Consider the following 11,178-nt stretch of genomic DNA (forward strand, 5'->3'; position numbering starts at 1 on the left):
CGATTCCCCTAGGGCGTGCCATTTCAATACCTTCGGTTTCCCGGCCGAAAGAATTCCCCGCATTTCATCTTATGACGTAACGGCCGCATCAATGATTCGAAGCTGCACCCGGCGCTGGCCCTGCCAGTGATCACCGGTAAGCGTTCCCGCGACATGCAGGCTGCGCCCGCGGCTGCCAAGCAGAAGCTCGCCTAGCGGCTTGTCGGCGGCGCGGAAGGCGATTGCGTCGAGCGTCGTGCCCTCCGCGCTTTCAAGCCGCACCTTCACATGACCGCCGGCGCCGATCACCCGGGCGTCGCGCACCCGATGCTGCGGCAGCGCGAACACCGGCTGCGGATGGCCGGAGCCATAGGGGCCTGCCGCTTCCAGCCGGTCGATCAGATCAAGCGTCGCGCCAGAGGCGCTGAGCGCGCCGTCGATCTTCAGCACCGCATCGGCGGCCAGCGCCTCGACGGCATCACGGGCGTGATCCTCGAAAAAGGCCCGAAGCGGGGACAGCTTTTCCCAATACACTGTCAGGCCGGCGGCCATGGCATGGCCTCCGCCCTTGACCAGCAGCCCCTGCTCCACCGCGAGACGCACCATGCGCCCGAGATCGAAACCCGAGATCGAGCGCCCGGAGCCGGTGCCACGGCCATTGGCATCGAAGGCGATGGCGAAGGCCGGTCGCCCGAATCGATCCTTCAGCCGCGAGGCCAGAAGGCCGACAATGCCGGGATGCCAGCCCTGCCGCGCGGTGACGATCACGCCCGCGCCGCTGCCATCGCCGAATTCGGCGATCGCGTCGGCCTCGGCCTCCTGCAGCATCGCCGCCTCGATCGCCTGCCGCTCGCGGTTGAGCTGGTCGAGGCGTTCGGCGATCGCCTCGGCCTCCTCCGTGTCATCGACCGTCAGAAGCCTGCTGCCGAGCGCCGCGTCGCCGATCCGCCCGCCGGCATTGATGCGCGGGCCGATCAGGAAGCCGAGGTGATAGGGCGTCACCGGGCCGGCAAGGCCCGCCCGCTTGAACAGCGCGGCAAGGCCGGGATTGGCGAGCGAACGGGCAATGATCAGGCCCTTGACCACATAGGCGCGGTTCAGGCCCTTCAGCGGCACCACATCGCAAACCGTCGCCAGCGCCACCAGATCGAGCCAGGAGAGAAGATCGATGCGGCCGGCGCGCATGTCGCCGGCCTGCCGCAAAGCCCTGTGTGCGGCCACCAGAACAAGGAACACCACGCCGGCGGCACAGAGATGCCCCTGCCCGGAAAGATCGTCCTCGCGGTTGGGGTTCACCAGGGCCGCGCAGTCCGGCAGGTCAACGCCGACCTGATGGTGGTCGATCACCACGACATCGACGCCGTGCGCCCTGGTGGCGGCGAGCGATTCGTGGCTTGTGGAGCCGCAGTCGACGGTCACGATCAGTTTCGCGCCGTCCCGTATCAGGCTTTCGATCGCCTGCGGGTTGGGCCCATAGCCTTCGAAGATGCGGTCGGGAATGTAGATCTCGACTTCAAGGCCAAGCATGGTGAGGAAGCGGTACATGAGCGCCGAGGAGCAGGCTCCGTCAACGTCATAATCGCCGAAGATCGCCACTTTTTCGGACCGCTTGACGGCATCGAGGAGCCGGGCGACAGCGGCCTCGCAATCGGTCAGGCTGAACGGATCCGGCATCAGCGAGCGCAGCGTGGGATCGAGAAAGGCGGGGGCATCGTCAACCGGCACATCGCGGCCAGCGAGAACGCGGGCAATCAGCTCGGAAAGGCCATGGTTCTGCGCCATGGCCAGCGCCCGGTTTTCACCGGCCGGGCCCAGACGCGGCACCCAACGCAGTTGCCGCGCGGAGCACTCCACGCCCAGAAACGCCCTTGGGCTCGCCTTGCGCTGGGCGGCATTGTCAGTCATCAGGCCTCGGCTCCGCGTTGAAGTCTTTCCCTTCATAGCGCCAACGTCGCCCCGATGTCATCGGCTGATCGAGACGACGCATGGCGGCCGGCGCGCAAAGCCGCAGTATGAACCGTGTTTCAAGGCTTTTCGATGCGAATGACCTGCGGTTTGCCGACGATATAGCCATCGCTCTCCATCGCCTTCACCGCGTTGCGGATCGAAAGCTCGGTGGTCGCGTGGGTAACCATGATGATGGTCTTGGTCGGCGCGTCGCGCTCGCCATTGGCCGAATGCTGCACGATCGACTCCAGAGAAATCTGGTTGTCGGCCATACGCCGGGCAATCGCCGCGATCACGCCGATCCGGTCCGCCACCCGCATGCGGATGAAATAGCCGCCCTCATGGCTGCGCATGCGCGCCCGCTTGTAGGGCTCCAGCGATTTCGCCGGCCGGCCGAGCGCCGGCACGGTCTGCGCGCCGGGGCGCGATTTGGCGATGTCGGCGATATCGCCGAGCACGGCGGAGGCCGTGGCGTCGCCGCCCGCCCCCGGGCCGACCATCAGCAGGTCGCCAAGGATATCGGATTCGATCGCCACCGCGTTGGTGACCCCGTCGACCTGGGCGATCACGGTGTCATGCGGCACCATGGTCGGATGCACGCGCTGCTCGATGCCGCCGCCGGTGCGCTGGGCAACGCCCAAGAGCTTGATGCGATAGCCGAGCTCGGCCGCCGCGCGGATATCGTCCTGGGTGATGTTCGAGATGCCCTCGAGATAGATATCGTCGCAGGAAATCTCGCAACCAAAGGCAAGCGATGTCAGGATCGCGAGCTTGTGGGCGGTGTCATTGCCGTTGATGTCGAAGGACGGATCGGCCTCGGCATAGCCGAGCCGCTGGGCCTCCTTCAGGCAGTCCTCGAAGGAAAGCCCTTCCTTCTCCATCCGCGTCAGGATGTAATTGCAGGTGCCGTTCATGATGCCGTAGACACGGGTCATGGCGTTGCCGGTGAGCGATTCGCGCACGGCCTTGATCACCGGAATGCCGCCGGCGACGGCCGCCTCGAAATTCAGCAGCACGCCCTTTTCCTCAGCCTTGGCGGCGAGAGCAACGCCGTCTTCGGCAAGAAGCGCCTTGTTGGCGGTCACGACATGAATGCCGCGCTCAAGCGCCGCGTTCACCGCGTCCTTCGCCGCCCCGCTCGCGCCGCCGATCAGTTCGACCAGCACGTCGATGTCGCCCTCGCGCGCCATCGCCGCCGGATCGTCGTACCATGTGGCGGAGGTGACATCGATGCCGCGATCCTTGGTTCGGTCGCGCGCCGCAACTGCCGTCACCGTAATGGCGCGACCGCAGGCGGTGGCAAGGTTTTCATGTCGCTCGCTGATGATGCGCACAAGCGAAGCGCCGACGGTTCCAAGACCGGCGACGCCGATTTTAAGGGCATCTGCCATGGGGTATTCCTACTGACCCGAATTTCACGTCCGGACACAAGCGTCCGCGCTTCATTTAGATCGTTTCGCCGGCAAATGGAACATTCCGAGGCGGGAAATTTGGAAGGGCCAGCACAGGACAAGCGGAGACATTCACGCTCCTGCCTCACCTTCGCTGCGGACGAATACTTCCGCCGGGTGCGCGAGTTGCGAATAGTGGGCCCGCGATTTGTGTATAATTTTGACGAGATCGCCAACGGTGGTGCTGGAGAAAAGATATTCATCCATAATCACCACGGCGAACTCGTCCTCGAGAGCCATTCCCAATTCGAGGATGTCGATCGAGTTAATGCCCAGATCGTCCAGCGTAGCCAGTTCCACAACGTCGCGCTCGGCCGAGCCGATGACGGCGATGATCGTTTTCTTTACGCGGCTAAAGGTTTCATGCATTTGCAGTTCCTCCGCTTGAAGCCCTGCCGCGAGCGCCGGTTTCGCCGGCCAGCCAGGCAAATCCCCAACATAGACCGTTCCCGCAAGGTTTCTCTTGTTATTCATGATAGCGCTACCATTCCTGATTTAAAAGAAGATTATTCCCCGGTGATAAACTAAATCTCGTCGGAAGAATGCGGTACCGGTTATGAACCTGGCATGAATATTGGGCGATCAGGAAAGCCTTCGCCTTCCTGATCGAACTACAAGACAGGAGCGCGCCTTTTCGCTACGCTACCGATGCGCCTTCAGCGACACGATGTTGTCGGGCGCGACCTGAGTGGTGGCGAAGAAGCGCTTGAGGTTACGGGCGGCCTGGCGGATACGATGCTCGTTCTCGACCAGCGCAATGCGTACATGGTCGTCGCCCTGCTCGCCAAAGCCGATGCCGGGGGCAACGGCCACATCGGCCTTTTCCACCAAGAGCTTGGAGAACTCGAGCGAACCCATTTCAGCAAACGGCTCGGGGATCTTCGCCCAGGCGAACATGGTCGCCGCCGGCGGTGTCACCTGCCAGCCGGCCTTGGCGAAGCTTTCGACCATGACGTCGCGGCGCTTGTGGTAGATCGAACGCACCTCCTCGATATCCGAACCGTCGCCATTGAGCGCATGGGTGGCGGCAACCTGGATCGGGGTGAAGGCGCCGTAATCGAGATAGGATTTCACGCGGGCGAGCGCCGAGATCAGCCGTTCATTGCCGACGGCGAAGCCCATGCGCCAGCCGGGCATGGAATAGGTCTTGGACATCGAAGTGAACTCGACAGCCACATCCTTGGCGCCCGGAACCTGCAGCACGGAGGGTGGCGGCGCGCCGTCGAAATAGATTTCCGAATAGGCAAGATCGGAGAGCACGATAAGCTCGTGCTTCTTCGCGAAGGCGACGACCTCGCGGTAGAAATCAAGGCTTGCCACCTGCGCGGTCGGGTTCGACGGGTAGTTGAGCACCAGCGCGATCGGCTTCGGGATCGAGTGCTTGACCGCCCGCTCGACCGGTCCGAAGAAGCTGTCATCCGGCTCCACCGGGATCGAACGGATCACCCCGCCGGCCATCAGGAAACCGAAGGCGTGGATCGGGTAGGTCGGGTTGGGACAAAGGATCATGTCGCCGGGCGCGGTGATCGCCTGCGCCATGTTGGCAAAGCCTTCCTTGGAGCCGAGCGTGGCGACGATTTCCGTCTCCGGGTTCAGCTTGACGCCGAAACGGCGGGCATAATAGCCGGCCTGCGCGCGGCGCAGGCCCGGAATGCCCTTGGACGAGGAATAGCGGTGGGTGCGCGGATCGCGCACGACCTCGCACAGCTTGTCGACCACGGATTGCGGGGTCGGAAGATCGGGATTGCCCATGCCAAGGTCGATGATATCGGCGCCCGCCGCTCGCGCGCTCGCTTTCAAACGGTTGACCTGTTCGAAAACGTATGGCGGCAGACGCCTGACCTTGTGGAACTCTTCCATCTTCTTCCTCTTGGAACACTGGGTTGAACGATCCTCACCTTTCGAAGGATCGTCGAAACGAGAGCAGGAAAAACCGGCCCGACGCAACAATCAACTGCACTTGCGTCGATTTTGCGGCAGAAATCCTAATACTCTGTTTCATCCTTGCCACAGAGGAAAGCAGGAACGGAGGCTTTTGGAAGCTTACTGTGCGGCGGGAATGCCGGCCAGCCCGTCGAGCTTGGTCGTCATGGTCGCGACCTCCTCATCGGTAAACTGGGGATAGGCCGCCGTTCCGGTATCGCAGACATCCGGCTCGCCGCAGGTCGTGGAGCAGGCGGCAAGAAGCGAGGCCGCCGCCACAAGGGTTACACTCAGGATCATCCGGCCGAATTTCATCACATCTCTCCGTTCGCCGCGGCGGCGCAAATCAGTCCCGGGCAAATCTGCCCGGTTTGGCGGCCGGGTGCAAGCTGGTCAGTCTTCCGTTCGCCCCTCGCCTTCCCGGTCACGCTCGTAGCGATGGGCGACCGGCAGCGGCGGAAGCCAGGATTCGCGGCGGATGGTCCATAGTTCATAGGTCGGCTTGAAGCGGTCCGGCTGATCGAACGTGCCGAGATTGATCTCGATTTCGCCGCCGCTCACCGCATAGACCGGCGAACCACAGGTCGGGCAGAAGTACCTGTCTTCGAAGCAGCTCGCTTCGCCTGCAATGCTGACGGCGGTTTCGGGGAAGATCGCGGCCGCCTGGAACGGCGCGCCGTGATGCTTGCGGCAATCGAGGCAATGGCACACGCCTACCCGATAGGGCTCGCCCGACACCGCTATCCGCACCCTGCCGCAAAGGCATCCGCCCGTTATCCATTCCATCAGCTTTACTCCGTATTGGCGGCCGCCTCTTGCAAGCGACGCGTGAGAGGATAAAACGCCAGTCCATGCAATTCGATCCACCATTGATACCGGCAACGCTGATCCGGCGCTACAAGCGCTTTCTGTTCGATGCCGTTCTGGAGGACACCGGCGAGACGATCACCGGCTCCTGCCCCAATACCGGCTCGATGCTCGGCCTCAATACCCCCGGCTCGCGCATCTGGCTGTCGCGCAATGACGACGGCAAGCGCAAATATCCCCACCGCTTCGAGCTAATCGAGGCCGATGGCACCGTGGTCGGCGTCAATACCGGCCTGCCGAACCGACTTGCCGAGGAGGCGATCCGCAAGGGGATGGTGGCCGATTTTGCCGATTACCCCGTGATCCGGCGCGAGCAGAAATATGGCCGCCAGAGCCGCATCGACATGCTGCTGTCGGCCGAGGATCGGCCCGACCTTTACATCGAGGTCAAGAATGTCCATTTCATCCGCACGCCCGGCCTTGCGGAATTTCCCGATACGCCGACGGCACGCGGAACCCGGCATCTGGCCGAGCTTGCGGATATGGTCGCGGCTGGAAAACGGGCGGCGATGGTCTATCTGATCCAGCGCCGCGATTGCGAACGCTTCGCCATCGCCGCCGATCTTGACCCGGTCTATGCCGAGGCCTTCGAATGCGCCCGTCGCGCCGGCGTCGAGGCCTATGCGATAAAATGCAATGTATCCCGTGACAGCATCACGCCAGATGGTACAGTATTGGTTGATAACATGTAAGCGCACACGCCAGGGCGGTGCGGAGGATGACCATGGTAAATTACGCCGATGCGGCAACAGCGCCGCTGAAGAATGACGGTACGATCCGCCTTTATGATGAAGCGGCCTTCGAGAAGATGCGCCAGGTCTGCCGCATCACCGCCGGCTGTCTCGACAGCCTCGCCGATCTGATCAAGCCCGGCGTCACCACCGAGGAGATCGACCGCCACGTGCTGCAGTATGGCCTCGACCACGGCGTGGTGCCGGCAACGCTCGGCTATCGCGGCTACAAATATTCAAGCTGCACCTCGATCAACCATGTCGTCTGCCACGGTATGCCCAATGCCAAGCCGCTGCGCGAGGGCGACATCATCAATGTCGACGTTACCTATATCCTCGACGGCTGGCACGGCGATTCGAGCCGGATGTATCCGGTGGGGCAGTTGAAGCGGGCGGCGGAACGGTTGCTGGAAGTAACCTACGAATCGCTGCTGCGTGGCATTGCCGCCGTGAAGCCCGGCGCGCGCACCGGCGCGATCGGCGAGGCGATCCAGACCTATGCCGAAAGCGAGCGCTGTTCGGTGGTGCGCGATTTCTGCGGCCACGGCGTCGGCCGGCTGTTTCATGACGCGCCGAACATTCTGCATTACGGCCGCAAGAACGAGGGACCGGAGCTGAAGGAAGGCATGATCTTCACCATCGAGCCGATGCTCAACCTCGGCAAGCCGCATGTAAAGGTGCTGAACGACGGCTGGACCGCGGTGACCCGCGACCGCTCGCTTTCGGCCCAGTACGAGCACACCGTCGGCGTCACCAGCGATGGCTGCGAGGTTTTCACGCTGTCGCCCGGCGGCTTCGACCGTCCGGGTCTGACGCCCGCGCTTTAGGCCGTTTCAGGATTGGAACCGATGTTGCCTGCTATCGCTCCAGGAGCCGCATGAAGAAACCGCCCGCCAAAGGCAAACCAGCCGGCCTTGAAGAAGACGGACCCGACGAGCGGACCTTCTTCGCCGACCAGCCGCCCGAACGCCCGTTTCGGGGCGGCGATATCCGTGACAAGACGCCAAGCCATGTTCACGGCCATCGCGACCGGCTGCGCGCCCGATTCAGGGAAAGCGGGGCCAACGCGCTCGCCGACTACGAAATCCTCGAACTGCTGCTGTTCCGGCTGATCCCGCGTCGCGACACCAAGCCGATCGCCAAGGCGCTGCTCGAGCGGTTCGGCTCGCTCGGCGGCGTGTTCGGCGCGCCGGCGGAACTGCTGCAGGAGGTTTCGGGCATCGGCGAATCCGTCGCCTTCGATCTGAAGCTGATGTCCGCGCTTGCCCAGCGCAGCCTGAAGAGCTCGCTGAAGGACCGCCCGATTTTGGGCTCATGGTCGTCGGTGATCGACTATTGCAACGCGGCCATGGCGCACGAGACCCGCGAACAGTTCCGCATCCTGTTCCTCGACAAGCGCAACAAGCTGATCGCCGATGAAATCCAGGGCATCGGCACGATCGACCATACGCCGGTCTATCCCCGCGAGGTGATCAAGCGGGCGCTGGAACTGTCGGCAACGGCGATCATTCTCGTCCACAATCACCCCTCCGGCGATCCGACCCCTTCGCGCGCGGATATCGACATGACCCATATGATCATCAACAGCGCCAAGCCGCTCGGCATCACGGTGCATGACCACATCATCATCGGCAAGGATGGCTATGTCAGCTTCAAGGGGTTAAAGCTGATTTGAGGCCATGGACTCGGCCTGCAGCTTGTGGCTGTATGTAATGAAAACATCACGGAGCGGGACCATATTGCGCCGCGAACTCCGCGCTGTTGCGGCGCGGGAACCATCTCACGTAGAGCATTTCGCATGTCAGGCGGTATCATCCGGCGACGGCGGACATGCGGCAGAACGATAGGATTGTGCCTTCCGGCACATCTCTTTGAATTTGAATAACCAAATCGGGGTGATTTTATGAATTCTTACGATCTGGTCGTCATCGGCAGCGGCCCGGCCGGCCGGCGCGCCGCGGTGCAGGCCGCCAAGCTTGGCAAGACCGCGCTCGTCATCGACAAGGGCTCTCAGGTGGGCGGGGTCTCCGTCCACACCGGCACCATCCCCTCCAAGACGATGCGCGAAACCGTGCTGAACCTCACCGGCTGGCGCGAGCGCGGCTTCTACGGCCGCTCCTACCGGGTCAAGCAGAAGATCACTGCCGACGATCTGCGCGCCCGCCTGATCAAGACACTGGACTACGAGATCGACGTTCTGGAATGGCAGTTCGAGCGTAACCGCGTCGATCAGGTGCGCGGCTTCGCCCATTTCGTCGATGCAAACACGATCGAGATCGAGAAGGACAGCGGCGAAATCCAGCGCGTGAACGCCAAGGCCGTGCTGATCGCTGTCGGCACGCGGCCCTACCGGCCGCCGAACGTGCCCTTCGATGGCCAGACGGTGATGGACAGCGACGAACTGCTGAACATCCCGCATATTCCCCGCTCGATGATCGTCGTCGGCGCCGGCGTGATCGGTATCGAATATGCAACGATCTTTTCCGCGCTCGATACCCAGGTGATCGTGGTCGAGCCGCGCGACAGCATGCTGGATTTCATCGACCGCGAGATCCGCGACAATTTCGCCGCCCAACTGCGCGACCGCAACGTCAAGCTGCTGTTCGGTGCCGGCGCCGACAAGGTTGAGAAGATCGCTGATGGCAAGGCCCGCGTCACGCTCTCCAACGGCCGGGTGCTGATGGCCGAATCGGTGCTTTTCGCCGCCGGCCGCCAGGGCGCGACCGACACGCTGAACCTGCAGTCCGTTGGGCTGGAGGCCGATCGTCGCGGCCGCATCAAGGTCGATCCGATCACCTTCCAGACCGATGTGCCGCATATCTACGCCGCCGGCGATGTGATCGGTTTTCCGGCCCTTGCCTCGACCTCGATGGAACAGGGCCGGATCGCCGCCCGCCACGCCGTCGGCGCGGAAGCCGAGGAGCCGCCGCAATTCTTCCCCTACGGCATCTATGCCGTGCCGGAAATGTCGACCTGCGGCATGACCGAGGAGGAAATCCAGGAACGCGGCATCGCCTATGAATGCGGCATCGCCTTCTTCCGCGAGACCTCGCGCGGCCATATCATGGGCATCCAGAACGGCCTGCTGAAGATGATCTTCTCGTTGAAGACCCACCGCCTGCTCGGCGTCCATATCGTCGGCGAGGGTGCGACCGAACTGATCCATATCGGCCAGGCGGTGCTGAACCTGAAGGGCACGGTGGAATACTTCGTCGAGAACACCTTCAACTATCCGACGCTTGCCGAAGCCTACAAGATCGCCGGCCTCGATGCTTCGAACAGGATCGCGATGCTGGAAGCCGCTGAGCAGGAATAGGGCGTGTTCGACACGCTGCTGGCCAAATGGCGGCTGACGCCGGACGGACCGCCGATCGTGACGGCGACCGGCACATTGCTGCCGGTGCTTCGCGACCGGGCGCCGGCAATGCTGAAGCGGTTCACCGACCCTGAGGAAGCCATCGGTGCAGTTCTGCTCAAATGGTGGGACGGCGATGGCGCAGTGCGCATTCTCGCGCAAGACGGCGATGTGATTCTTATGGAGCGGGCGAAGGGGCCGGTTGCGCTGGCCGCACTGTCGCTTGCCGGCGAGGAAGACCGCGCCTGCCGCCAGATCTGCGCCACCGCCGCGCGTCTGCATGCCGACCGCCCTGCCCCTTTGCCCGCGCTGACGCCGCTCGACCGCTACTTCCGGGCGCTGCTGGAGGCGTCGCCCGGCAACCGCCCATTCCTCGACCGGGCGGCAGCCGAGGCGCGCCGGCTGCTGGATGATCCGCAGGATACCCGCCCGCTTCACGGCGATCTGCACCACGGCAATATTCTGGATTTCGGCGAACGCGGCTTTCTCGCCATCGATCCCAAGGGCCTTTACGGCGAGCGCGCCTTCGACTTCGCCAATATCTTCTGCAATCCGGATATCGATGTCCCGGACGCGATGATCGCGCGCGACCAGAACCGCTTCGACCGCCGACTGGACATCATTTCAGCGGCCGCCGATCTCGACCGGACGCGCCTGCTCCGCTGGATCATCGCCTGGTGCGGCCTGTCGGCCATCTGGTTCCAGCGGGATGACGATCCCCGAGCCGAAATTCCACTGACGGTCGGAGGGTTCGCGCTCGACCGGCTTGCGCAAGGCTGACAGTCGAGAACCTTGGAGATCGACAGGCAACAAATCACGTACCTCCGCCATAGGCGGAGGTTTGAAACGCTGCGCTTGAACCACTGGAATTGGTTTTGTTACTGATTAAAAGCTGCCTTTGAACAAGTCGGCATAGTCCGAGGCC

The 11,178-nt window shown here is 63.1% G+C and carries 11 protein-coding genes and 1 tRNA gene (1 of these 12 running past the window's edge); 6 read left to right on the forward strand and 6 right to left on the reverse strand.

Annotation, left to right across the window (positions count from 1 at the left end; genetic code table 11):
* Positions 1-21: transfer RNA gene (locus V6766_RS15780), tRNA-Glu, on the forward strand; it begins 154 nt to the left of the window's first position.
* A gap of 48 nt (positions 22-69) precedes the next feature.
* Here V6766_RS15780 and recJ read toward each other — a convergent pair.
* The 6 genes from recJ to V6766_RS15810 form a co-directional block, all read right to left on the reverse strand.
* Positions 70-1,884: a single-stranded-DNA-specific exonuclease RecJ gene (gene recJ / locus V6766_RS15785; protein ID WP_448468014.1), complete on the reverse strand. Its 1,815-nt coding sequence runs from the start codon at positions 1,882-1,884 to the stop codon at positions 70-72.
* Between the two features lie 119 nt (positions 1,885-2,003).
* Positions 2,004-3,317, reverse strand: a complete 1,314-nt coding sequence (locus tag V6766_RS15790) for a homoserine dehydrogenase (RefSeq protein ID WP_448468016.1) — start codon at positions 3,315-3,317, stop codon at positions 2,004-2,006.
* Between the two features lie 132 nt (positions 3,318-3,449).
* Positions 3,450-3,851 (reverse strand): acyl carrier protein, encoded by a 402-nt coding sequence (locus V6766_RS15795; RefSeq protein WP_448468018.1) that lies wholly within the window; start codon positions 3,849-3,851, stop codon positions 3,450-3,452.
* Between the two features lie 168 nt (positions 3,852-4,019).
* Positions 4,020-5,237: an LL-diaminopimelate aminotransferase gene (locus V6766_RS15800; protein WP_448468020.1), complete on the reverse strand. Its 1,218-nt coding sequence runs from the start codon at positions 5,235-5,237 to the stop codon at positions 4,020-4,022.
* Positions 5,238-5,420: 183 nt separating this feature from the next.
* Positions 5,421-5,615: a hypothetical protein gene (locus tag V6766_RS15805; protein ID WP_448468022.1), complete on the reverse strand. Its 195-nt coding sequence runs from the start codon at positions 5,613-5,615 to the stop codon at positions 5,421-5,423.
* A 78-nt stretch (positions 5,616-5,693) separates the two neighbouring features.
* Positions 5,694-6,086, reverse strand: coding sequence for a GFA family protein (locus V6766_RS15810; RefSeq protein WP_448468024.1), 393 nt, complete (start codon positions 6,084-6,086; stop codon positions 5,694-5,696).
* A gap of 65 nt (positions 6,087-6,151) precedes the next feature.
* On the opposite strand from V6766_RS15810, the gene sfsA reads away from it, so the two are divergent.
* From sfsA to V6766_RS15835, 5 genes are all read left to right on the forward strand, one after another.
* Positions 6,152-6,859 (forward strand): DNA/RNA nuclease SfsA, encoded by a 708-nt coding sequence (gene sfsA, locus V6766_RS15815; RefSeq protein WP_448468026.1) that lies wholly within the window; start codon positions 6,152-6,154, stop codon positions 6,857-6,859.
* A 32-nt stretch (positions 6,860-6,891) separates the two neighbouring features.
* Positions 6,892-7,725, forward strand: a complete 834-nt coding sequence (gene map, locus V6766_RS15820; RefSeq protein ID WP_448468028.1) for a type I methionyl aminopeptidase — start codon at positions 6,892-6,894, stop codon at positions 7,723-7,725.
* A gap of 50 nt (positions 7,726-7,775) precedes the next feature.
* A complete protein-coding gene (gene radC, locus V6766_RS15825) occupies positions 7,776-8,573 on the forward strand; it encodes a RadC family protein (RefSeq protein WP_448468030.1) in 798 nt (265 codons plus the stop codon).
* A 228-nt stretch (positions 8,574-8,801) separates the two neighbouring features.
* The gene (gene sthA, locus V6766_RS15830; RefSeq protein ID WP_448468032.1) at positions 8,802-10,214 is read left to right on the forward strand and encodes a Si-specific NAD(P)(+) transhydrogenase; all 1,413 of its coding nucleotides are present in this window, start codon (positions 8,802-8,804) and stop codon (positions 10,212-10,214) included.
* Between the two features lie 3 nt (positions 10,215-10,217).
* Positions 10,218-11,033, forward strand: a complete 816-nt coding sequence (locus V6766_RS15835; protein ID WP_448468034.1) for an aminoglycoside phosphotransferase family protein — start codon at positions 10,218-10,220, stop codon at positions 11,031-11,033.
* The last annotated feature ends 145 nt before the right edge of the window (positions 11,034-11,178 follow it).

This window comes from Martelella sp. AMO21009, assembly GCF_053484295.1.

What these genes read in the sequence shown, in the direction of transcription:
- recJ (WP_448468014.1), bottom strand. Translation starts at nt 1,884, where the DNA reads ATGACTGACAATGCCGCCCAGCGCAAGGCGAGCCCAAGGGCGTTTCTG.
- V6766_RS15790 (WP_448468016.1), bottom strand. Translation starts at nt 3,317, where the DNA reads ATGGCAGATGCCCTTAAAATCGGCGTCGCCGGTCTTGGAACCGTCGGC.
- V6766_RS15795 (WP_448468018.1), bottom strand. Translation starts at nt 3,851, where the DNA reads ATGAATAACAAGAGAAACCTTGCGGGAACGGTCTATGTTGGGGATTTG.
- V6766_RS15800 (WP_448468020.1), bottom strand. Translation starts at nt 5,237, where the DNA reads ATGGAAGAGTTCCACAAGGTCAGGCGTCTGCCGCCATACGTTTTCGAA.
- V6766_RS15805 (WP_448468022.1), bottom strand. Translation starts at nt 5,615, where the DNA reads ATGAAATTCGGCCGGATGATCCTGAGTGTAACCCTTGTGGCGGCGGCC.
- V6766_RS15810 (WP_448468024.1), bottom strand. Translation starts at nt 6,086, where the DNA reads ATGGAATGGATAACGGGCGGATGCCTTTGCGGCAGGGTGCGGATAGCG.
- sfsA (WP_448468026.1), top strand. Translation starts at nt 6,152, where the DNA reads ATGCAATTCGATCCACCATTGATACCGGCAACGCTGATCCGGCGCTAC.
- map (WP_448468028.1), top strand. Translation starts at nt 6,892, where the DNA reads ATGGTAAATTACGCCGATGCGGCAACAGCGCCGCTGAAGAATGACGGT.
- radC (WP_448468030.1), top strand. Translation starts at nt 7,776, where the DNA reads ATGAAGAAACCGCCCGCCAAAGGCAAACCAGCCGGCCTTGAAGAAGAC.
- sthA (WP_448468032.1), top strand. Translation starts at nt 8,802, where the DNA reads ATGAATTCTTACGATCTGGTCGTCATCGGCAGCGGCCCGGCCGGCCGG.